At 72.2% G+C, this 20,464-nt stretch carries 20 protein-coding genes; 14 read left to right on the forward strand and 6 right to left on the reverse strand.

Features of this window, described 5'->3' with window-relative positions; translation table 11 throughout:
* Together ACIREI_RS27565 and ACIREI_RS27570 are read right to left on the reverse strand one after the other, a co-directional pair.
* Window positions 1–323: helix-turn-helix domain-containing protein (locus ACIREI_RS27565; RefSeq protein ID WP_403338051.1), on the reverse strand; the 323-nt coding region annotated here is incomplete at its 3' end.
* Window positions 324–764: 441 nt separating this feature from the next.
* Complete coding sequence (locus ACIREI_RS27570) at window positions 765–1,127, reverse strand: DUF1304 domain-containing protein (protein WP_403338053.1); 363 nt, start codon at window positions 1,125–1,127, stop codon at window positions 765–767.
* A 222-nt stretch (window positions 1,128–1,349) separates the two neighbouring features.
* Between ACIREI_RS27570 and ACIREI_RS27575 the strand changes: the two genes are divergently transcribed.
* Window positions 1,350–2,657 (forward strand): glycosyltransferase 87 family protein, encoded by a 1,308-nt coding sequence (locus tag ACIREI_RS27575; protein ID WP_403338056.1) that lies wholly within the window; start codon window positions 1,350–1,352, stop codon window positions 2,655–2,657.
* Window positions 2,658–3,113: 456 nt separating this feature from the next.
* On the opposite strand, the gene ACIREI_RS27580 is transcribed toward ACIREI_RS27575, so the two are convergent.
* The gene (locus tag ACIREI_RS27580; protein ID WP_403338057.1) at window positions 3,114–3,764 is read right to left on the reverse strand and encodes an FMN-dependent NADH-azoreductase; all 651 of its coding nucleotides are present in this window, start codon (window positions 3,762–3,764) and stop codon (window positions 3,114–3,116) included.
* A 131-nt stretch (window positions 3,765–3,895) separates the two neighbouring features.
* Here ACIREI_RS27580 and ACIREI_RS27585 point away from each other — a divergent pair, with 131 nt between their 5' ends.
* The 4 genes from ACIREI_RS27585 to ACIREI_RS27600 all read left to right on the forward strand — a co-directional run bounded on the left by ACIREI_RS27585 (window position 3,896) and on the right by ACIREI_RS27600 (window position 7,638).
* Window positions 3,896–4,258 carry a winged helix-turn-helix transcriptional regulator gene (locus ACIREI_RS27585; protein ID WP_403338060.1) on the forward strand — a complete coding sequence of 121 codons (363 nt, stop codon included), beginning with the start codon at window positions 3,896–3,898 and terminating at the stop codon, window positions 4,256–4,258.
* A gap of 256 nt (window positions 4,259–4,514) precedes the next feature.
* A complete protein-coding gene (locus tag ACIREI_RS27590) occupies window positions 4,515–5,990 on the forward strand; it encodes a DUF2252 domain-containing protein (protein WP_403338061.1) in 1,476 nt (491 codons plus the stop codon).
* 244 nt (window positions 5,991–6,234) lie between these two features.
* A complete protein-coding gene (locus ACIREI_RS27595) occupies window positions 6,235–7,137 on the forward strand; it encodes a hypothetical protein (RefSeq protein WP_403338064.1) in 903 nt (300 codons plus the stop codon).
* 153 nt (window positions 7,138–7,290) lie between these two features.
* Window positions 7,291–7,638, forward strand: a complete 348-nt coding sequence (locus ACIREI_RS27600) for a rhodanese-like domain-containing protein (RefSeq protein ID WP_403338066.1) — start codon at window positions 7,291–7,293, stop codon at window positions 7,636–7,638.
* Window positions 7,639–7,657: 19 nt separating this feature from the next.
* On the opposite strand, the gene ACIREI_RS27605 is transcribed toward ACIREI_RS27600, so the two are convergent.
* Window positions 7,658–8,791: an acyl-CoA dehydrogenase family protein gene (locus ACIREI_RS27605; protein ID WP_403338069.1), complete on the reverse strand. Its 1,134-nt coding sequence runs from the start codon at window positions 8,789–8,791 to the stop codon at window positions 7,658–7,660.
* A gap of 234 nt (window positions 8,792–9,025) precedes the next feature.
* Between ACIREI_RS27605 and ACIREI_RS27610 the strand changes: the two genes are divergently transcribed.
* Genes ACIREI_RS27610 through ACIREI_RS27620 form a run of 3 tightly spaced genes read left to right on the forward strand, consistent with a single transcriptional unit; the run spans window position 9,026 to window position 11,774 of the window.
* Window positions 9,026–9,808, forward strand: coding sequence for a DUF5819 family protein (locus tag ACIREI_RS27610; protein WP_403338071.1), 783 nt, complete (start codon window positions 9,026–9,028; stop codon window positions 9,806–9,808).
* A complete protein-coding gene (locus tag ACIREI_RS27615) occupies window positions 9,805–11,031 on the forward strand; it encodes an HTTM domain-containing protein (protein WP_403338074.1) in 1,227 nt (408 codons plus the stop codon). The genes ACIREI_RS27610 and ACIREI_RS27615 overlap by 4 nt, the downstream gene beginning before the upstream one ends.
* On the forward strand, window positions 11,028–11,774 hold the full coding sequence (locus tag ACIREI_RS27620; RefSeq protein WP_403338077.1) for a TrmH family RNA methyltransferase: 747 nt from the start codon (window positions 11,028–11,030) through the stop codon (window positions 11,772–11,774). The genes ACIREI_RS27615 and ACIREI_RS27620 overlap by 4 nt, the downstream gene beginning before the upstream one ends.
* On the opposite strand, the gene paaN is transcribed toward ACIREI_RS27620, so the two are convergent.
* The gene (gene paaN / locus ACIREI_RS27625; protein WP_403338080.1) at window positions 11,771–13,462 is read right to left on the reverse strand and encodes a phenylacetic acid degradation protein PaaN; all 1,692 of its coding nucleotides are present in this window, start codon (window positions 13,460–13,462) and stop codon (window positions 11,771–11,773) included. The two genes, ACIREI_RS27620 and paaN, sit on opposite strands and share 4 nt — an antisense overlap.
* Window positions 13,463–13,622: 160 nt before the next feature.
* Here paaN and ACIREI_RS27630 point away from each other — a divergent pair, with 160 nt between their 5' ends.
* The 3 genes from ACIREI_RS27630 to ACIREI_RS27640 all read left to right on the forward strand — a co-directional run bounded on the left by ACIREI_RS27630 (window position 13,623) and on the right by ACIREI_RS27640 (window position 16,158).
* Window positions 13,623–15,140, forward strand: a complete 1,518-nt coding sequence (locus tag ACIREI_RS27630; RefSeq protein ID WP_403338083.1) for a 3-hydroxyacyl-CoA dehydrogenase — start codon at window positions 13,623–13,625, stop codon at window positions 15,138–15,140.
* Window positions 15,137–15,727, forward strand: coding sequence for a TetR/AcrR family transcriptional regulator (locus ACIREI_RS27635; RefSeq protein WP_403338086.1), 591 nt, complete (start codon window positions 15,137–15,139; stop codon window positions 15,725–15,727). Before ACIREI_RS27630 ends, ACIREI_RS27635 begins: the two co-directional genes overlap by 4 nt.
* Window positions 15,728–15,852: 125 nt before the next feature.
* Window positions 15,853–16,158: a hypothetical protein gene (locus tag ACIREI_RS27640; protein ID WP_403338088.1), complete on the forward strand. Its 306-nt coding sequence runs from the start codon at window positions 15,853–15,855 to the stop codon at window positions 16,156–16,158.
* Between the two features lie 17 nt (window positions 16,159–16,175).
* On the opposite strand, the gene ACIREI_RS27645 is transcribed toward ACIREI_RS27640, so the two are convergent.
* A complete protein-coding gene (locus ACIREI_RS27645) occupies window positions 16,176–16,676 on the reverse strand; it encodes an Lrp/AsnC family transcriptional regulator (protein WP_403338091.1) in 501 nt (166 codons plus the stop codon).
* Between the two features lie 175 nt (window positions 16,677–16,851).
* Here ACIREI_RS27645 and pdhA point away from each other — a divergent pair, with 175 nt between their 5' ends.
* The 3 genes from pdhA to ACIREI_RS27660 are packed head-to-tail and all read left to right on the forward strand — an operon-like array spanning window position 16,852 to window position 20,440.
* The gene (pdhA, locus tag ACIREI_RS27650) at window positions 16,852–17,988 is read left to right on the forward strand and encodes a pyruvate dehydrogenase (acetyl-transferring) E1 component subunit alpha (RefSeq protein WP_403338094.1); all 1,137 of its coding nucleotides are present in this window, start codon (window positions 16,852–16,854) and stop codon (window positions 17,986–17,988) included.
* Window positions 17,985–18,989 (forward strand): alpha-ketoacid dehydrogenase subunit beta, encoded by a 1,005-nt coding sequence (locus ACIREI_RS27655; protein WP_403338097.1) that lies wholly within the window; start codon window positions 17,985–17,987, stop codon window positions 18,987–18,989. Before pdhA ends, ACIREI_RS27655 begins: the two co-directional genes overlap by 4 nt.
* Window positions 18,989–20,440, forward strand: a complete 1,452-nt coding sequence (locus ACIREI_RS27660) for a dihydrolipoamide acetyltransferase family protein (RefSeq protein WP_403338100.1) — start codon at window positions 18,989–18,991, stop codon at window positions 20,438–20,440. Before ACIREI_RS27655 ends, ACIREI_RS27660 begins: the two co-directional genes overlap by 1 nt.
* Window positions 20,441–20,464 lie beyond the last annotated feature (24 nt).

Genomic DNA, 20,464 nt, shown 5'->3' on the forward strand with positions numbered 1-20,464 from the left:
AAACGCGCGAGGCCACGGTAGGGCGGGGCGGCCTCGGCCTCCTCCTGCCTCTCCTCCCCGGCCAGCGCCTCGGCCTCCGCCCACCGTGCCTCCCAGGGGGCGGGGTCCTCCCCGCATGCCTGGACGTACGCCCGGAGCACGGCCAACGACGGCAGTCGCTCGCCGCTCGCCGCCTTCGCCAGGGTCGTCACCGAGAAGCCGGCCTTCTTCGCCATGGCCCGGTACGACACGCCACCCGCCGAGCGGCGCAGCTCCCGAAGATCGTGGGCGAGTCGCTGCACGGGACCGGCCGCCGGATCGACCGGTCGTTCGGGACGCCCCATCGCGAAGCCTCTTTCGCACACAAGAAGAAAAAGCTGATCAGCAGCACAAGGTACTTTTCGCCTCCGTCGGGCGAGAACACTTTCCGACTGTGATGTCCGCCGGACAAGTCGTTCGTACCAGCGGTGTCGAGTTTGTTTTCCCTGATGAGAGGGAGGATGAGGGGCAACTCCCGGGTTGCCGGGCTCGGTGCCGCCTTGGCGCTCTCATCGCAGAAAGCAAACGATCCCGCGGAGTCCAGGTCGTTCTCTCCGAGGGCCAGTCCATCTGCGGTGCCGCGCCACCATCGAGGAGTTCGCCCGGATCATGAGCAGATCCCGGCTCACGATGCCGCCTCTTCTGTTGTGCCCGGGGTGCTGTGTTGCGTTCGACACGTGGTGCTTCGGTACGGCGTCCTCGGCGGCCGTGACCTATGACGAAGCTCTCAGGTCACGGCCCGGGAGTCAGCCGGCGGCGATGACCGTGGCGAGGGTCACGGCGGCGGGCAGGGCCTGGGCGAAGAGGATGCGGCGGTTGGCGGTGACAGCGCCGTAGACGCCCGCGACGACGATGCAGGACAGGAAGAAGATCTGGACGCGGTAGCCGGTCGGGTCGTCGGCGATGAGGCCCCAGACCAGGCCCGCGGCCAGGAAACCGTTGTAGAGGCCCTGGTTGGCCGCCAGCGCCGCGGTGGAACGGGCCATCTCGGCGTCGAAGCCGGAGAAGCGGCGGCCCGGGCCGCGCTGCCACAGGAACATTTCCAGGACCAGGATGTAGGCGTGCAGCAGCGCCATGAGGGCGACGAGGACGACAGAGATCAGATGCATGCGGTGATTGTGCCGGTGCGGTGTCTGTGGCCGGTCGGCCGGGCGTCGGGTCCTTCGGTCGCCGGCTCGGTCTTTCGGTTCCGCCGGCCGGTCTCTCGGTCTCCGGGTCGGTCGTTCGGCTGAGCTGCCCGTCGCGTAGGCGGTGAACGGTGGCCGTTCGGCCGAGGTGGCCGCTGGGGCCTCGGCGCGAGATTGGAGCTCCCCTTCCCCAGGAGCCCACCGATGCCGCCCGAGTCACTCGCCTTCGTCGCCGGAGTCAGGCCCGGCGTTGCCCCGCCTGCCCCCGGCCGCGCCCCTGCCCGGCGGGCGTCCCTCCAAGGCCGCCGTAAGCCGTCCGGCAGGACTCCCCGTGTGCGCCGGGACGTGCTGTTCTGGCTCGGCTGCGCGGGCTTCGCGCTGTCGCTCGCCCTGGTCACGACCCTCACCCCGCACCGGATCTGGGGTGCCTGCGCCGCCGTCGGATACGTCGCCGCGGCGGAGCTCGCACGCCGGACGCCGCGTCCCTGGGGCGGGCGCAGTGCGGTCGCGGCGCTGCTCGGAGCCGTCGTGGTCCCGCTGGCCTTCATGATCGTCGTGGGCGCCGCGCAGTCGGAGGTGCGGGTCGTCGAGCACTCGGGCGGTCTGCTGCTGCACTCGGGAAGCCCGTACCTGCCGCATCCGGGCGGCGTCGACGACTACAACCCCTACCTGCCCGGCATGGCGCTGTTCGGGATACCCCACGCCCTGTTCGGGGGCACTCCGTTCGCGGACGCCCGGGTGTGGTTCTGTGCGGCGTTCCTGGCGAGCATGCTCGTCGCCGCCCGGAGTTCAGGGCGCGACTCCCTGGGGGCGGACGGGGACTCGAGGGCGCGCGCCGCCGTTCTCCTCCTCGCGGCCTTCCCGGCCGTGGCGCTGCCTCTGGCTGTCGGTGGCGTCGACCTTCCGGTGATCGGGCTGATGTGCCTGGGGCTGGCGCTCGCCGGCCGGGGCGGTTCCGGTACGGCGGCCGGGCTCGCGATGGGGGCCGCGGCCGCGCTGAAGTGGACGGCTTGGCCGCTGCTGCCGGTGGGGCTGGTGCTGCTCGCGGCGACGGCAGGGCGACGGGCCGCGGTACGGGCCGGTGTGGTCGCCGTGCTGGTGGCCGCGGTCGCGGTGGTGCCGGTGGCCCTGGCCGACCCGCATGCCTTCGTCGAGCACGTGGTGCTCTTCCCACTCGGCGAGGGCGGGGCGCGCTCGCCGGCGGCCAGCCCGTTGCCGGGGTACCTGCTGGCCACGTACGTCCCCGGCGGTTCCGTCCTCGCCATGGCAGCCCTCGCGGCCGCTGCCGTCGGCGTGGCGGTGTCGCTGGCGGTACGGCCGCCCCGGACCGTCGTCGCGGCGGCGGACCGGTTGGCGGTCGGCTTGGGGCTGGCGATGTGCCTGATCCCGGCGACGCGGTTCGGGTACCTGGTCTATCCCCTGGTGCTGGCCACCTGGTTCCGGCGTACGGAACTGGTGGCGGCCGCTCGTCGGGTCGGGTGGTTGGTGTGGGCGCGTGTCGGGCGTGGGTGAGGTGCGGGGCGCCCGTCCGTGGGGAGTGGTGGAGCGCCGGGGCGGGCGTTCGTGGGAAGTGGCGGAGCGCCGAGGCGCGTATTTGGCGCGGGTCACCGTGCTCGCGGTGGTCGGGTTGGTCGTGGCGCTGTGCCTGCCGTCGGTGGGGCAGTACCCGGCGGGGGACTCGCCGGGGAGCCGGGTGGGGACCACGCCGGGCTACTCAACCGGTGTGTCGGTGCGGGGAGTCGATGATGCTCGGTGAAGCGTCGTGGCCGACGCCGACGCCGACGCCGACGCCGACGCCAACTCCAGCTCTGATTCCGGATTCGGCTTCCGGCGCCCCGCTCGGACTGCCCGCCACGCGCGCGTAGGGACGCCTCGGACCCGCACCGCCGGAACGGGCCCCTACGCGCGCGTGCGGCCTGCGACCGTGCCGCGCCGCGAACCTGAGTTACTCCGGCCTCGCGCCGGCGGCTACGCCGCGAGCCGCTGGGCCAGCTGCTTGGCCTTCGCGGCGGCCTCGTCGAGGGCGCGCTCGCGGGAGGCCTCGAAGAGGGGGACCAGGTCGGCCATCTCCGGGTTGACCGGGGCCATCGTGAGCTCCGGGACGATGAAGTCGACGTCGGCGCCGAGGAAGTCGGCCAGGATCGCCGACAGGTAGTTCTGCACGTACTCGTAGCCCTCACGCGGCGTGCCCGGCCCGTAGGCGCCGCCGCGGCTCGCGATGACGGTGACCGGGGTGCCCTTGACCGACTGGGCGTCGCCGGCCGTACGGCCGAACAGGACCACGTTGTCCAGCCAGGCCTTCAGCGTCGACGGGATCGTCAGGTTGTACATCGGGGCGCCGATCAGCACCGCGTCCGCACGCTCCAGCTCCTCGATCAGCCGCACGCGCTCGGCGAAGGCCGCGGCCTGCTCGGGAGTGTGCGTGGCCGGATCGGTGAAGCCGGCTGTGTGGGCGTGGGCGGAGATGTGCGGCACGGGGTTCATGGCGAGGTCGCGGTGGATCACCGTGCCTTCGGGGTGCTGTTCCTGCCAGGTGCGGCGGAAGGCGTCGGTGACGGCGCGGGAGGCGGAGGCGTCGGTGGGGAAGACCGAGGAGTCGATGTGCAGGAGCGTTGCCATGAGGGTCTCCGAGAGGGCGGAAGCGGGCCGGGACTCCGGCCACACACGGGCTGAGAATTCGTACTCGACTATGAATAACACAGTCACTTACTTTTTTTCATCCCCGTACGCCAGGGCAGTACCCTGAAGGCATGGCGGCTGAGCAGAGTCACGACGTAGCGGCGTGCAAGCAGGTCGACGACGGCATCACCCGCGTCTTCCAACTGCTCGGCAAGCGCTGGACCGGCCCGATCGTGTCCGTCCTGCTCACGGGGCCCGCGTACTTCGTCTCCTTGCGCCGGGCGATTCCCGGCATCAGCGAGCGCATGCTCTCCGACCGGCTCACCGAGCTGGCCGCCGCCGGACTCGTCGTGCGCGAGGTCTACGAGGGGCCGCCGCTGCGGGTGGTGTACCGGTTGACGGAGGCGGGTGCCGCGCTGGAGCCGGCGCTGACCGAACTGGGCGGCTGGGCGAAGAAGTATCTGGCGGACGGGGCGGGGCCCGAGGGCTGCTGAGGTCGGTGATTTCGGCGGGGATTCCCCGCGAGTCTCTGCCAGTACGAAGCCGTCGTCGGCGCGGAGCCCCTGCCGGTACGGGCGTTTTCCACAGGCCAGGCCCGCCGAGTCACGTTTTCCACAAGCTGTGGAGTCGTGGACAGTCGTCGAGTTGTCCACAGCCGTGGAGTTGTCCACAGGGTGTGACGCGTTTCGGCCACCGGCTGTACCGTCGGCACGAGTTGATGTTCGTGCGTGAGCGGGGGAGGCGGTCGGTATGACCGAGGTCGGTGGCGGGGCTACGGCGGAGGCGGCCGCAGGGGTCTCCGAATCGGCGCCGGAATCCGCGACGTCGTCGCAATCCGGGGCGCGTCGGCTCCCCCCGGTGCGTGGTTTCGCGCAGTGGCCCGGCGGTGGGTCGCCCAAGGAGGACGGCAAGGCGTTGCGCAGGCGGGTGCCGCGCGGTGAGCACGCGCTCTTCGACCTCGATGCCGCCCGCCCCGACGCCGTGGCGGCCGTCGAGGAGTCCAACCTCGGCCGGCTCCCCGATCTCACCCCGATAAGGGTGGGCCGGATGGCGGCGACGCCCTTCGCGTTCCTGCGCGGCTCGGCGGGACTCATGGCGTACGACCTCGCCCGCACTCCCATGACCCGGATCCGCGCACAGATCTGCGGCGACGCACACGCGGCGAACTTCGGTCTGTACGGGGACGCGCGCGGCGGTCTGGTCATCGATCTGAACGACTTCGACGAGACGCTGTACGGCCCCTGGGAGTGGGACCTCAAGCGGCTCGCCGCCTCGCTCGTGCTGGCAGGCCGGGAGGCGGGCGCGGACGAGGACGCGTGCCGCAAGGCGGCGCACGACACGGTCGGTGCCTACCGCCGCACCATGCGGCTGCTGGCCAAGCTCCCGGTGCTCGACGCGTGGAACGCGATCGCGGACGAGGAACTCGTCTCCCACACCGACGCCCATGACCTGCTCGGCACGCTGGAGCGGGTCGCGGAGAAGGCGCGGGCCAACACCAGCGGGCGCTTCGCGGCGAAGTCGACGGAGCCGACCGAGGACGGCGGCCGCCGCTTCGTCGACGCCCCGCCGGTACTGCGCCGGGTACCGGACGTGGAGGCCGCGGCGGTGGCGGCGTCGCTGGAGGGCTGGGTCACCACGCTCTCCGAGGACCGCCATCCCCTCGTCTCCCGCCACTCGGTGCACGACGTGGCGCTCCGCGTGGTGGGCACGGGCAGCGTGGGCACACGCTCGTACGTCGTTCTCCTCCTGGACCACCGTGGCGAGCCCCTGGTCCTCCAGGTGAAGGAGGCCCGCCCCTCGGCTCTCGTTCCGCACCTGGTGACGGCCGGCTTCGAGGCGCCGGAGGCGGGGCACGAGGGACGGCGCGTGGTCCTCGGGCAGAAGCGGATGCAGGTGGTCAGCGACATACTGCTGGGCTGGACGACGGTCGACGGACTGCCCTTCCAGGTGCGCCAGTTCCGCAACCGCAAGGGCAGCGTCGACCCGGCCGCCCTGGCCGCCGACCAGATAGACGACTACGCCCGCATGACCGGCGCGCTCCTGGCCCGCGCGCACTCCCACAGCGCCGACCCCCGCCTGATCTCCGGCTACTGCGGCAAGAACGAGGAACTGGACGAGGCGATCGCCACGTTCGCCGTCACCTACGCCGACCGCACGGAGGCGGACCACGCGGCACTGGTGACGGCGGTGCGGGCGGGGCGGATCGCGGCGGAGGCGGGGGTGTGACGTAGGGCGGGTGCGGGTGCATCGGCCTGGGCGGGGGCCTGGATGCCTGCGGTGGCCTCTGCGGCGCCGGAGGTACGCGCGGCGCCTATAAGGGGGCGCGGCGCCTACGGGTGGGGTGGGTGCGGCCGGCACCCCGTCGGCCCCAGCCCCAGCAGGGCCTGCGACAACGACGGTGTCTTGCGGGCGGCGGTGCCCGGGAGCTCGGCTCAGCCGACGCGGTCACGGCGTGGCCTAGGCTGGTCGGGTGACGACGCCGGAAGCTGAGCAGTCCCAGGCCGAGCCCGCTGGTGCGGGGACGCGGGGCGGTGCCGAGGTGCCCGCCGGTGGAGCTGAGCAGGGTGGTGAGGCGCAGGTGACCGCCGAGGACGGTGCGGGGCGACCCGAGGAGCGGCTGGAGCGGGCCGTGCGGGCCGCCGAGCAGGCGTTGATCGAGTACGAGATCGCGGTGGAGACGTTCCGCGTCGAGGTGGAGAACTTCTCCCGCCTGCACCACCAGAAGCTCGGCCCCATGTACGCCCGTCTCGACGAGCTGGACGCCCGGATCGCGGAGGCCACGGCCGCCCGCACCGGCGATCCCGAGGACATCCGCAAGGCCGACGAGGCACGTGCCCGGGTGATGCCGATGCCCGGCGTCGAGGAACTGTTCCACGGCTGGATGGACGGCGGGGGGCTGTTCCCGGAGGCCGTCGCGATGCTCACGGACCAGCCCGTCCGGCCCCCGGAGCGGGTGCGTCCCAGCGACGAGGCCCGCAAGCTCTACCGCGAGCTGGCCCGCAAGGCCCACCCCGATCTGGCCCAGGAGGAGGCCGAGCGGTCCCGGCGTGAGGAGTTCATCACCCGCGTCAACGCCGCCTACGCCCGTGGCGACGAGGCGCTGCTGCGGGAGCTGGCCGAGGAATGGGCCGCGGGACCGGCGCCCAAGGAACAGGGCCCGACCCCCGCGGAGGAGCTCTACGCCCGCCTCGAATGGCTCGCCCAGCGCAAGGAGATGCTCGCCCTCGTCGCGAAGGAGCTGGAGGAGAGCGCGATCGGCGCGATGCTCCGCCTGGCCCCGGACGACCCGGACCGCCTCCTGGACGAGATCGCCGATCAGCTCCTGGCCCAGGTCGCGGAGCGCGAGGCGGAGCTGGCAGCACTGCTTGGATAGGCAGGGCGTAAACCGACCTTCAGGATCGATATGCGGCTCCGCCGCGTGGGCGCGACAAGCCACGACGAGACCCGCGCCCTCCAGACGGCCGACCCACCCTCCCCCTTGGGAGCCCCCGACGCCCCCCACACCCGGTCAGGTAGCGTCGAAGTCATGAACTTCGGATCCTCCGTACCCACAGTCGAGGTCACCGACCTCAAGGAAGACGACTTCCTCCTGGACGTCCGCGAGGACGACGAGTGGCAGGCGGGTCACGCCGAGGGCGCCCTGCACATCCCGATCAGCGAGTTCGTAGCCCGCTACGGCGAGCTGACCGAGGCCGCCCCGCAGGACGGCCGCGTCCATGTGATCTGCCGCTCCGGTGGCCGCTCGGCGCAGGTCACGATGTACCTCGTCCAGCAGGGCGTCGACGCCGTGAACGTCGACGGCGGCATGCAGGTGTGGGCAGCGGTGGGACGTCCCGTGGTGAACGACGAGGGGCAGTCCGGGTACGTGCTGTAGGGCACCCGGCGTCCGCTGCTCACCCCAGCGGATGCGCCGCCAGCAGGTCCCCCAGCGCCTCCTCGTGCGCCGCCGCCGGGCCGAGTGCCAGCTCCAGGTACTTGGCCCAGGCGTGGTACCGATGCAGCGGATAGTCGACGTCCGCGCCGAAGCCGCCGTGCAGATGCTGGGCCGTCTGCACGATCCGCCGTACGCCCTCCGAGGCCCAGATCTTGGCCACGGCCACGTCTCCGGAAGCGGGCAGCGCCCCGGGTGCCCCTGATGTGATCCGCCAGGCGGCCTGCCACAGCGCGGCCTCCATCGCGCGCAGGTCGATGTAGCGGTCGGCGGACTGCACGGCGACCGCCTGGAACGTGGCGATCGGATGCCCGAACTGCTCCCGCTTGCCCGCGTACTCCGAGGTCATCCCCAGCACCCGCTCGCCCAGCCCGAGGGCCAGCGCACACGTCCCGGTGGCCAGCAGCTCCCGCAGCCACTCCCACGCCCCCTCCGCGTCGATGACGTCCCCCGCCGCGAGCCGTACCGACTCCAGCCGCAGTTCCCCCAGCCGCTCCCCGCTGGTCGAGAACTGCTCGGCGAGCGTGACCCCCTCCGCGTCGCGCCGCACCAGCGCGAGGACGGTCCGGTCGGCGGCCGTACGGGCCGGAACGAGGACGAGATCGGCGTCGTACGCCCAGGGCACCGCCGTCTGCACCCCGTCCAGCACCCACCCCGGACCGTCCTGCCGCGCGGTCACCGCGAGCTCCGCCGGGTCGTGGCCGGTGCGGCCGTGCGCCGCGACCGTCAGCACCACCTCGCCGCGCCCCGCCCGGGCGAGCAGCTCGGCCTTCAGCTCCGGGCCGCCGTATGCCTGGACCGCCGCCATCGCCGCACTGCTCTCCAGCAGCGGCACCCGGGCCAGTACCTTCGCCGACTCGCGCAGCACCAGGCACAGCGCGATGGCGTCGAGGCCCGCGCCGCCGTACTCCTCGGCGAGCAGCAGGCTCAGCAGGTCCGCGTCCGCGAGGCGGCCCCACAGCGGGCGGTCGAAGCCGTCGGCGACGGCGCCCGGGGTGAGCGCGGGAGAGGGCACCGCGTCCGGCGCGACCCCGGCGAACACTCCGCGCGCCGCCTCGGCCGCCGCCTGCTGCTCCTCGGTGAAAGTGAAGTCCACGATGCCTGCCCTTCCACAGTCACGCACACTCACGGCGATCTGACGGAGCGTCAAGATAGAACAGGTTCTAGAAGAAGGGAATGGTCCTCGTCGGACCCCCGTAAGGTCTCGTAGGACCCCCGTAAGGTGTGGGCAACGGCGGCCCGGCAGGGGCTGTGCCCGGCGGGTGGGCCTGAGTACCGTTCCCGTGCGAGCGGTGAGGGAAGACGAACCGGAATCAGGGAACGGGGCAGAATGGACGCCTACGACGCAGGCTCGGCCGCCCGTCACGGGCCGGACGAGGAGCCGCAGGACGCCCCGACCGCCGTCGCGGCCCCGCCGTCCCCGGAACCCCGCACCGGCGTGGCCGCCCTCTCCCTGCGGTACCAGATCGGCGCCGCGCTCGCGCTCGCGGTCGTGGCGATCGCCGTCTGTGTCCACATAGGCATGGTCTTCCTGCACGTCGCGCCGTCGAACACGGTCACCAAGCAGCACGGCAAGGCGATCGACGACTGGATATACCCGGAGTTCGAGCAGAACTGGAAGCTGTTCGCCCCCAACCCGTTGCAGCAGAACATCGCCGTGCAGGTCCGTGCCCAGGTCTCCGCGGCCGACGGCGGCACCCGCACCACCGGCTGGTACGACCTGTCCGCCCAGGACGGCCGGGCCATCGACGGCAATCTCCTGCCCAGCCACACCCAGCAGAACGAGCTGCGCCGGGCCTGGGACTTCTTCCTCGCCACGCATGACGCCCAGAACCGTCCCGTGGGCCTGCGCGGCGCCCTGTCCGAGACGTATCTGCGGCACATCGTGCAGCTGCGCCTCGACCGTGCGAACGCGGCCGGCGACGGCGGCGTCGTCGAACGCGTCCAGGTCCGCTCCCGCACCACCAATGTGAGTCCGCCGCAGTGGAGCGAGGAGCAGGTCTCGGACAAGCCGACCTACCGCGTGCTGCCGTGGTGGTGGGTGCCGAAGGACGGGACCGGCGGCCCGGGCGTGACCGATGCCGCGGCCGTCGCCGAGGGAGGCGCCCGGTGAACCGCTTCACCCTCGCGATCTCCTCGGGCATCGCCCGCGTCACCGAGTCAGCCCTCGGCCCGTACCAGACGGCCGTGATCCGCATCGGCTTCACCGCGACCTGGCTGCTGTTCCTGCTGCGCGAGTTCCCCCACCGCCAGGAGCTGTACGGCCCGGACGGTCCCTGGGACTTCGACCTCGCGCAGCAGCTGATCGGGACGAACGGCTCGTTCACCGCGCTGATGTGGTCGAGCAGCCGGTTCTGGTTCGAGTCCGTGTACGCCCTCGCCGTCCTGGCCAGCGTGCTGCTGCTGCTCGGCTGGCGCACCCGGACGATGTCCGTGCTGTTCATGGTCGGCGTGCTCTCGCTGCAGAACCGCTCCATCTTCATGGGCGACGGCGGCGACAACGTGCTGCACCTGATGTGCCTCTACCTCGTGTTCACCCGCTGCGGCCAGGTCTGGTCGCTGGACGAGCGCCGGGCGCGGCTCACGGGTGAGGCACACGCGCGTGGCGAGCGGACCGGGCCCGACCGGGTGGGGCCGGCCCTGTGGGGCGTGCTCGGGTTCGCGCTGGTCGCGGTGACCGCGGCGGGCCGCCTCGACGGCGACCTGACGGTGCCGGTGATCCTGTGGGGGGTCTGGCTGGGGCAGGCCGTGTGGTGGATCGTCGGCCGCCGTGCCCGGACCGACGAGCCGCGCATCCTGCTCGACGTCGTCGGCAACATCGTGCACAACGGCGCCCTGCTCGTGATCATGGCCGAGGCCTGCCTCATCTACGCGACGGCCGGCTGGTACAAGATCCAGGGCTCCCGCTGGCAGGACGGCACGGCGGTCTACTACCCGCTGCACCTCGACTACTTCTCGCCCTGGCCCGCCCTCGCCGATGCGCTCTCGTCCAGCGGCACGATGGTGATGCTCATCACCTACGGCACGGTCGTCGTGCAGGTCGCCTTCCCGTTCACGCTGTTCAACCGGCGGGTCAAGAACGTCCTCCTCGCCGCGATGATCACCGAGCATGCCGTGATCGCGGTCGTCCTCGGCCTGCCGTTCTTCTCGCTGGCGATGATCGCGGCGGACGCGGTCTTCCTGCCGACGTCGTTCCTGCGCCGCCTGGGCGAGTGGGCGGCACGCGCGCGTGGACGGCTGTCCCGCCTGGCCCGGCGCGGTGACGACCGCAAGGCGCTCCCCGAGCCGCGCGCCCCGGAGAACCCCGAGCACGCGCACGTAGGCTTCACGGCATGACCGTGACCTCCTGGAACCGGCTCGCCGGCACCTCGGTGCTGCTCGACGGCTTCCACGCCCTCAAGCACGCCGTGCGCTTCGGCGCCGAGGTCCCGGTGGCGGTCACCGTCGACCGGGAAGCCGCACTCGCCCTCGCCGAGGAGCTGGCGCCGGACGTCCGGGACGCCCTGGACGCACTCCTGACCCAGGTCCCGGAGTCGACGTACACGTCCCTCGTGCCGCGCCCGCATCCGACCGCCGTCGCGGGCCTGGCCGTACGGCCGTCCCGGGCCGCCAACATCGAGAAGCTGGCGCACACCCCGCGCACCGCCCCGGTCGTGGTCCTCGACCACCCGCGCAACCTCGGCAACGCGGGCGCCGTGATCCGCCTGGCCGCCGGTTTCGGCGCGACGGGCGTGGTCACGACCGGCACCCTCGACCCGTGGCATCCGACCGTCGTACGAGGCGGGGCCGGCCTGCATTTCGCGACGGCGGTGGAGCGGCTGGACGTGGACGAGCTGCCACCGGGGCCGGTCTTCGCGCTGGACCCGGAGGGCGACGACATCCGGGGCATCAAACTCCCGGACGACGCCGTCCTCGCCTTCGGATCGGAGCGAAGCGGCCTATCGGCCGGACTACGCGCGCGTGCCGACCATTTGGTGTCCTTGCCGATGCGCCCTCAGGTCTCCAGCTACAACCTGGCGACGAGCGTGGCGATGACCCTGTACCACTGGAGCCTCACCGGGGGCGCTTTCCGGGCCTAGGCCTCCCGACGCACCTCGACGACCCGGAACCGGTTGGCGACGAACGCCCCGTCGCACAGCGCCGAGTTGGCCGCCGGGTTGCCGCCCGACCCGTGGAAGTCGGAGAACGCGGCCGTCTGGTTGACGTACACCCCGCCCGTCAGGTTCAGGGAGAGCTGGGCCGCCTCCTCCAGGCAGGCCTCCTGTACGGCCTGCTCGACCTCCTCGTCGGTGGTGTACGCGCCGACCGTCATCGCGCCCTTCTCCCGCACCGTCCGCCGCAGCAACTCCACCGCCTGCGACGCCGAGTCGACCGCGACGGCGAACGAGACCGGCCCGAAGCACTCGCTCATGTAGGCGGCCTCGTCGTCCGGCTTGGCCCCGTCCAGCTTGACGATCACCGGCGTACGGACCACCGCGTCCGGGAACTCCGGGTTGCCGATCTCGCGGGAGGCGAGGGCGACTTCGCCCAGGCCCGCCGCGGCCTCCAGGCGGGCCTTGACGTCGGGGTTGACGATCGCGCCGAGCAGGGCGTTCGCGCGGGCGTCGTCGCCGAGGAGGCCGTCGACCGAGCGGGCGAGGTCGGCGACGACCTCGTCGAAGGTCCGGGGGCCCTCCTCGGTGCGGATGCCGTCGCGGGGGATGAGCAGGTTCTGCGGGGTGGTGCACATCTGGCCGCTGTACAGGGAGAGGGAGAAGGCCAGGTTGGACAGCATCCCCTTGTAGTTGTCCGTCGAGTCGACGATCACCGTGTTGACGCCGGCCTTCTCCGTGTAGACCTGCGCCTGGCGGGCGTTGGCCTCCAGCCAGTCGCCGAACACGGTCGAGCCGGTGTAGTCGATGATCCGGATCTCGGGGCGCAGAGCCAGCGTCTTGGCGATGCCCTCGCCGGGTCGCTCGGCCGCCAGCGCCACCAGGTTCGGGTCGAAGCCGGCCTCGGTCAGCACCTGCCGCGCGACCTGCACGGTGAGCGCGAGCGGCAGCACCGCGCGCGGGTGCGGCTTCACGAGGACCGCGTTGCCGGTGGCGAGGGAGGCGAACAGGCCCGGGTAGCCGTTCCAGGTGGGGAAGGTGTTGCAGCCGATGACCATGGCGATCCCGCGCGGCACCGGCGTGAACTGCTTGTTCAGGGCGAGCGGATCGCGCTTGCCCTGCGGCTTGGTCCACTCCGCCGTGTCGGGGGTGCGGACCTGCTCGACGTAGGCGTAGGCCACCGCCTCCATGCCGCGGTCCTGCGCGTGCGGGCCGCCCGCCTGGAACGCCATCATGAAGGCCTGACCGGAGGTGTGCATGACCGCGTGCGCGAACTCGTGCGTCCGGTCGCTGATCCGCTTGAGGATCTCCAGACAGACCACCGCGCGCATCTCCGCGCCCGCGTCCCGCCACTCACGCATGCCGGACCGCATGGCCGGCAACAGCTGGTCGATGTCCGCGTGCGGGTACTCGACGCCCAACTCGATGCCGTACGGGGAGACTTCACCGCCCACCCAGTCGTCCGTGCCGGCCTGGCCGAGGTCGAGCCGGTTGCCGAGGAGGGCGTCGAAGGCTGCCTTGCCCGCCGCCGCGTCCAGGCTGCCGTTCTCGCCGTAGGCCTTGGGGTGCTCCGGGTGCGGGGACCAGTACGCGCGCGTGCGGATCGCCTCCAGCGCCTGGTCGAGGGTGGGCCGGTGCTTGGCGATCAGCTCGTGGGCGGTCAGTTCGGCGGCCATGCGGGACCAACTCCTCGTTTCCAGAGCTCTCCGTTGAGCTCATGACCTGGGCGCAGACATGGGCAGGAACAGGCAGTCAGAGTTAGAGTAACCGAACGATCGGTCGGTTCAAGGGGGTCCGCCGCATCTGTGGAAAACCCCGTGCGGGAGGATCGCGCACATGACAGCACTCGACCTCAGCAGCCCCGTGGCCGTCGTCGGCACCGGCACCATGGGCCAGGGCATCGCCCAGGTCGCGTTGGTCGCCGGCCATCCTGTACGGCTGTACGACGCCGCTCCCGGGCGCGCCCAGGCAGCGGCCGACGCGATCGGCGCGCGCCTCGACCGGCTCGTCGAGAAGGACCGCCTCACCGGCGCCGACCGCGACGCGGCCCGTGCCCGGCTGCTGCCCGCCGAGTCGCTCGCCGACCTCGCGGACTGCGCCCTGGTCGTCGAGGCCGTCCTGGAGCGCCTGGACGTCAAGCAGGAGCTGTTCCGGGAGCTGGAGGGCATCGTCGGCGAGGACTGTCTGCTCGCCACCAACACCTCGTCCCTGTCCGTAACGGCCATCGGCGGCGCCCTCGCCAACCCGGGCCGCTTCGTCGGGCTGCACTTCTTCAACCCGGCGCCGCTGCTGCCGCTGGTCGAGGTGGTCTCCGGGTTCGCCACCGACGTCACGTCGGCCACGCGCGCGTACGAGACGGCACGCGCCTGGGGCAAGACGCCGGTCGCCTGCGCCGACACCCCCGGATTCATCGTCAACCGCATCGCCCGGCCCTTCTACGCCGAGGCCTTCGCCGTCTACGAGGCGCAGGGCGCGGACCCGGCCACCATCGACGCGGTCCTGCGTGAATGCGGCGGCTTCAAGATGGGCGCCTTCGAACTCACCGACCTCATCGGCCAGGACGTCAACGAGTCCGTCACGCACTCCGTGTGGCAGTCCTTCTTCCAGGACGTCCGCTTCACGCCCTCGCTCGCCCAGCGGCGCCTGGTGGAGTCCGGCCGCCTCGGCCGCAAGAGCGGGCACGGCTGGTACGACTACGCCGAGGAGGCCGAGCGCGACGAGCCGCACACCGCGGAGAAGGGCCGGACGCCCGCCTACGTCGTCGCCGAGGGCGACCTGGGTCCGGCCTCCGAGCTGCTCGCGCTGATCCGCGAGGCGGGCATCCTGGTGCGCGAGGAGGACGAGGACCACGGCACCCGCCTGGTGCTGCCGAGCGGCGGCCAGCTCGCCCTCGCCGACGGGCAGACTTCGGTGGAGTTCCGGGACGTCGTCTACTTCGATCTCGCCCTCGACTACCGCCGGGCCACCCGGATCGCCCTGTCCGCCTCCCAGGACACCTCGCCGCAGACCCTCGCCGAGGCCACCGGCCTCTTCCAGGCGCTCGGCAAGGACGTCAGCGTCATCGGCGACGTCCCCGGCATGATCGTCGCCCGCACGGTCGCCCGGATCGTCGACCTCGCGCACGATGCCGTCGCCAAGGGCGTGGCCACCGAGGAGGACATCGACACCGCGATGCGTCTCGGCGTGAACTACCCGCTCGGCCCCTTCGAGTGGAGCCGTCGGCTCGGCCGCAACTGGGCGTACGCCCTGCTCGACGATCTGCACCTGCGCGACCCCTCGGGGCGCTACGCGCCGTCCCTCGCGCTGTACCGCCACGCGTACGCCTCCGACAAGCGGGAGGGCAACACCTCATGACCACAGCCAAGCGCGACACGTACACGCCGGAGACACTGCTCTCCGTCGCCGTGCAGATCTTCAACGAGCGCGGCTACGACGGCACCTCCATGGAGCACCTCTCCAAGGCGGCCGGCATCTCCAAGTCGTCGATCTACCACCACGTCACGGGCAAGGAGGAGCTGCTGCGCCGCGCCGTCAGCCGGGCGCTGGAAGGGCTCTTCGGGATCCTCGACGAGGAGCACGCGCGCGTGGGGCACGCCGCCGACCGCCTGGAGTACGTCGTACGGCGCATGGTCGAGGTGCTCATAGGCGACCTGCCCTATGTGACGCTGCTGCTGCGCGTGCGCGGCAACACCGACACCGAGCGGTGGGCCCTGGACCGGCGCCGCGACTTCGACCACCAGGTCGCCGAACTGCTCAAGGCGGCCGCCGCCGACGGGGAGGTGCGCGCCGACGTGGAGGTGCGGTTGGCCACGCGGCTCGTCTTCGGGATGATCAACTCGATCGTGGAGTGGTACCGGCCGGACGGCCGCGGCATGAACGAGCGCGAGGTCGCCGACACGGTGGTGCGGTTGGTCTTCGGGGGACTGCGGCAGGCGGGCTGACCACCTCTGGTGCGGCGGCGGGCTGTGTCCACCTCTGGTGTGGACGCGGGCTGAGTACGCGCGCGTGGACGGGTGAGTACGCCGCCCGATGTCCGCGGGTGGCCCCGGCTGGTGAGGTGTGACGCATGATCGAGAACGATGCGCAGCCCACCGCCGCCGACCCGACCTGGCGGACGGCGCCTCTCGTGGCCACGCTGCTCGGACTGCCGCTCCTCGCGTGGGAGTACAGCATGTACGGCGACGACAGCTACATCAGCGCCCCCGAAGTGCTGCTCTGCGGGGGATTCGTCCTGCTCGCGATCGCCTGGGCGCTGCCGCGCCGCCGGTCGGCGCGGATGCTGCGGATCACGGCGGCCTGTTGCGGTCTCCTGTGCGCGGTCCTTCCGCTGGTGTTCCTGGTGACGATGGCAGTGGTCATGGCCTCCGGCTGACGGCCGGGGCGCCCGGCTCAGCCCTGCGGCTCCAGGTCCTCCTCCTCGAACACCAGCAGCGTGCGCGAGCTGAGCACCTCGGGGATCGCCTGGAGCCGGGTGAGGACCAGCTCGCGCAGCGCCCTGTTGTCGGGGGTGTGGACCAGCAGCAGCACATCGAAATCGCCCCCGACGAGGGCGATGTGAGAAGCGCCCGGCAGCTGTCTGAGCTGTTCGCGCACCGTGCGCCAGGAGTTCTGGACGATCTTCAGGGTGATGTACGCCGAGGTGCCCTGGCCTGCGCGTTCGTGGTTGACGCGGGCGCCGAAACCGCGGATGACGCCGTCCTCGATGAGGCGGTTGATACGCGCGTAGGCGTTGGCGCGCGAGACATGGACCCGCTCGGCGACCGACCGTATCGAGGCGCGGCCGTCCGCCTGGAGCATCTGGAGGATGTCCTGATCGATGGCGTCGAGCGGACGCGGGGGCGGCAGGAGGGTGCCGCTCTCCGGGCTCTCGGCCATTTGTTCAGGCGCCATGTCCCCCCACCTTCCTGCCGTGGACGTACTGCGTTCATTGGAGGCTGTGGAGAACCGTTTGTCCACAGCCTGAGGGTGCCTGTAGCCAAAATGTGCCGACGACCGAACAATCGGTAGGTGAGGCGCGTCACTGAAGCCGCGCCTCCCGTAGCCGCTCCCACGAGGAGGTGCCGTCATGACGGTCATGGAGCAGCGAGGCGCGTACCGGCCATCGCCGCCGCCCGCCTGGCAGCCCCGCATGGACCCCGCGCCGCTGCTGCCCGACGCGGAGCCATACCGCGTCCTCGGCACCGAGGCCGCCGCGAAGGCCGACCCGGACCTGCTGCGCCGGCTCTACGCCGAGCTGGTGCGGGGCCGTCGGTACAACGCGCAGGCGACCGCGCTCACGAAGCAGGGCCGCCTCGCCGTGTACCCGTCCACCACCGGCCAGGAGGCCTGCGAGGTCGCCGCCGCGCTGGCCCTTGAGGACCGCGACTGGCTGTTCCCCAGCTACCGCGACACCCTCGCCGCCGTGGCCCGCGGCCTGGACCCCGTCCAGGCCCTGACCCTGCTGCGCGGCGACTGGCACACCGGCTACGACCCGCACGAGCACCGCGTGGCCCCCCTGTGCACCCCCCTCGCCACCCAGCTCCCGCACGCCGTCGGCCTGGCGCACGCCGCCCGCCTCAAGGGCGACGACGTGGTCGCGCTCGCCATGGTCGGCGACGGCGGCACCAGCGAGGGCGACTTCCACGAGGCGCTGAACTTCGCCGCCGTATGGCAGGCACCTGTCGTCTTCCTGGTCCAGAACAACGGCTTCGCGATCTCCGTGCCGCTCGCCAAGCAGACCGCGGCCCCGTCGCTGGCCCACAAGGCCGTCGGCTACGGCATGCCCGGCCGCCTGGTCGACGGCAACGACGCGGCCGCCGTGCACGAGGTGCTGAGCGATGCCGTACGGCACGCCCGCGCGGGCGGCGGACCGACGCTGATCGAGGCGATCACCTACCGCATCGACGCCCACACCAACGCCGACGACGCGACCCGCTACCGCGGCGACTCCGAGGTGGAGACCTGGCGCGGACACGACCCGATCGCCCTCCTGGAGCACGAGCTGACCGAGCGGGGCCTCCTCGACGAGGCCGGCAAGCAGGCCGCCCGGGACGCCGCCGAGGCCATGGCCGCCGACCTGCGCGAGCGCATGAACCAGGACCCGGTGCTCGACCCGATGGACCTGTTCGCCCATGTGTACGCCGAGCCCACCCCGCAACTGCGCGAACAGCAGGCCCAGTTGCGTGCCGAGCTCGACGCCGAGTCGGAAGGGTCGCACCGATGACCACCGTCGCCGTCAAGCCGGCCACCATGGCGCAGGCCCTCACGCGCGCGCTGCGCGACGCCATGGCGGACGACCCCACCGTGCACGTCATGGGCGAGGACGTAGGCACCCTGGGCGGGGTCTTCCGGGTCACCGACGGGCTCGCCAAGGAGTTCGGCGAGGACCGCTGCACGGACACGCCGCTGGCCGAGGCGGGGATCCTGGGCACGGCGGTGGGCATGGCCATGTACGGCCTGCGCCCGGTCGTGGAGATGCAGTTCGACGCGTTCGCCTACCCGGCGTTCGAGCAGCTCATCTCGCATGTCGCGCGCATGCGCAACCGCACGCGCGGCACGATGCCGCTCCCGATCACCATCCGCGTCCCCTACGGCGGCGGCATCGGCGGCGTCGAGCACCACAGCGACTCGTCCGAGGCGTACTACATGGCGACTCCGGGGCTCCATGTCGTCACGCCCGCGACCGTCGCCGACGCCTACGGGCTGCTGCGCGCAGCCATCGCCTCCGACGATCCGGTCGTCTTCCTGGAGCCCAAGCGGCTGTACTGGTCGAAGGACTCCTGGAACCCGGAGGATCCGCAGACCGTTGAACCGATTGGCCGCGCGGTGGTGCGGCGCTCGGGCCGGAGCGCCACGCTCATCACGTACGGACCGTCCGTGCCCGTCTGCCTCGAAGCCGCCGAGGCGGCGCGCGAGGAGGGGTGGGACCTGGAAGTCGTCGACCTGCGCTCGCTGGTGCCGTTCGACGACGAGACGGTCGCCGCCTCGGTACGGCGGACCGGGCGAGCGGTCGTCGTGCACGAGTCGGGCGGGTTCGGCGGCCCGGGAGGGGAGATCGCGGCCCGGATCACGGAGCGCTGCTTCCATCACCTGGAGGCGCCGGTGCTGCGTGTGGCCGGGTTCGACATCCCCTACCCGCCGCCGATGCTGGAGCGTCACCACCTGCCCGGCGTGGACCGGATCCTGGACGCCGTGGGGCGTCTGCAGTGGGAGGCCGAGAGCTGATGCCGCAGGTGTTCGAGTTCAAGCTCCCCGACCTCGGGGAGGGGCTCACCGAGGCGGAGATCGTCCGCTGGCTGGTGGAGGTCGGTGACGTCGTCGCCGTCGACCAGCCGGTCGTCGAGGTCGAGACGGCCAAGGCGATGGTCGACATCCCCTGCCCGTACGCCGGCGTGGTCACCGCCCGCTTCGGCGAGGAGGGCACGGAGCTGCCCGTCGGGGCGCCCCTGATCACGGTGGCGGTGGGGGCGCCTGCCTCCGGCGACGAGACCGAGGGCTCCGGGAACGTGCTGGTGGGGTACGGCACCTCCGAGGCCCCGGCGCGGCGCAGGCGAGTACGGCCGACCGCGTCGGCGACACCGGCGGGGCAGCTCTCGGGTGTGGCGGCGAACGGTGCCGCCGCGCGGGAGGGCACGCCGACCGCCGAGCGCGCCCCCGCCCCGGGCGTCGCGCGGCCCGTCGGCACAGCGGCGGGGCACGGCGCCGTCGGAGGCCCCGCAGGCCCCGGCCATGGCCGTGACATGACGCCGGCCGACGAGGAGCCCCGTAGTGAGGGCCCCGTACCCGTGATCTCCCCGCTCGTCCGCCGCCTCGCCCGCGAGCACGGCCTGGACCTGCGGGAGTTGCACGGTTCCGGGCCCGACGGGCTGATCCTGCGGGCGGATGTGGAGTACGCGCTGCGGGCCGCCTCCGCGCAGGAGCGCGTGGCCAAGGCACCGGCCGTCACCCCGGCACCGGCTCCCCCCGCCCACGCGAAGGCCGCCCCTGAAGGCATCCGCACCCCCCTCAAGGGCATCCGCGGCGCCGTCGCCGACAAGCTCTCCCGCAGCCGGCGGGAGATCCCGGACGCGACCTGCTGGGTGGATGCCGACGCGACCGAGCTCATGCGGGCGCGCACCGCGATGAACGCCGCCGGCGGGCCGAAGATCTCCCTCCTCGCCCTGCTGGCCCGTATCTGCACCGCGGCCCTGGCCCGGTTCCCCGAGCTCAACTCCACGGTGGACATGGAGGCCAGGGAGGTCGTCCAGCTCGACCAGGTGCACCTCGGGTTCGCGGCGCAGACCGAGCGGGGTCTGGTCGTCCCGGTCGTGCGGGACGCGCACGCGCGGGACGCGGAGTCGCTGACCGTGGAGTTCGCCCGGCTGACCGAGGCGGCCCGCACGGGCACCCTCAGGCCCGCGGAACTCACCGGCGGCACCTTCACGTTGAACAACTACGGCGTGTTCGGCGTCGACGGCTCCACGCCGATCATCAACCACCCCGAGGCCGCCATGCTCGGCGTCGGCCGCATCATCCCCAAGCCGTGGGTGCACGAGGGCGAACTGGCCGTGCGCCAGGTCGTGGAGCTCTCGCTCACCTTCGACCACCGGGTCTGCGACGGCGGCACGGCCGGCGGCTTCCTGCGGTATGTGGCGGACTGCGTGGAACAGCCGGCGGTGCTGCTGCGCACGCTGTGACACAACCGCCGCGGCCGGCTGCCT

The organism is Streptomyces sp. NPDC093591, assembly GCF_044764885.1.
In the GTDB taxonomy this organism is placed as follows: domain Bacteria; phylum Actinomycetota; class Actinomycetes; order Streptomycetales; family Streptomycetaceae; genus Streptomyces.

Coding starts and splice junctions, on each gene's coding strand:
- ACIREI_RS27570 (WP_403338053.1), bottom strand. CDS start 1,127: ATGCATCTGATCTCTGTCGTCCTCGTCGCCCTCATGGCGCTGCTGCAC.
- ACIREI_RS27575 (WP_403338056.1), top strand. CDS start 1,350: ATGCCGCCCGAGTCACTCGCCTTCGTCGCCGGAGTCAGGCCCGGCGTT.
- ACIREI_RS27580 (WP_403338057.1), bottom strand. CDS start 3,764: ATGGCAACGCTCCTGCACATCGACTCCTCGGTCTTCCCCACCGACGCC.
- ACIREI_RS27585 (WP_403338060.1), top strand. CDS start 3,896: ATGGCGGCTGAGCAGAGTCACGACGTAGCGGCGTGCAAGCAGGTCGAC.
- ACIREI_RS27590 (WP_403338061.1), top strand. CDS start 4,515: ATGACCGAGGTCGGTGGCGGGGCTACGGCGGAGGCGGCCGCAGGGGTC.
- ACIREI_RS27600 (WP_403338066.1), top strand. CDS start 7,291: ATGAACTTCGGATCCTCCGTACCCACAGTCGAGGTCACCGACCTCAAG.
- ACIREI_RS27610 (WP_403338071.1), top strand. CDS start 9,026: ATGGACGCCTACGACGCAGGCTCGGCCGCCCGTCACGGGCCGGACGAG.
- ACIREI_RS27620 (WP_403338077.1), top strand. CDS start 11,028: ATGACCGTGACCTCCTGGAACCGGCTCGCCGGCACCTCGGTGCTGCTC.
- paaN (WP_403338080.1), bottom strand. CDS start 13,462: ATGGCCGCCGAACTGACCGCCCACGAGCTGATCGCCAAGCACCGGCCC.
- ACIREI_RS27630 (WP_403338083.1), top strand. CDS start 13,623: ATGACAGCACTCGACCTCAGCAGCCCCGTGGCCGTCGTCGGCACCGGC.
- ACIREI_RS27635 (WP_403338086.1), top strand. CDS start 15,137: ATGACCACAGCCAAGCGCGACACGTACACGCCGGAGACACTGCTCTCC.
- ACIREI_RS27640 (WP_403338088.1), top strand. CDS start 15,853: ATGATCGAGAACGATGCGCAGCCCACCGCCGCCGACCCGACCTGGCGG.
- ACIREI_RS27645 (WP_403338091.1), bottom strand. CDS start 16,676: ATGGCGCCTGAACAAATGGCCGAGAGCCCGGAGAGCGGCACCCTCCTG.
- pdhA (WP_403338094.1), top strand. CDS start 16,852: ATGACGGTCATGGAGCAGCGAGGCGCGTACCGGCCATCGCCGCCGCCC.
- ACIREI_RS27655 (WP_403338097.1), top strand. CDS start 17,985: ATGACCACCGTCGCCGTCAAGCCGGCCACCATGGCGCAGGCCCTCACG.
- ACIREI_RS27660 (WP_403338100.1), top strand. CDS start 18,989: ATGCCGCAGGTGTTCGAGTTCAAGCTCCCCGACCTCGGGGAGGGGCTC.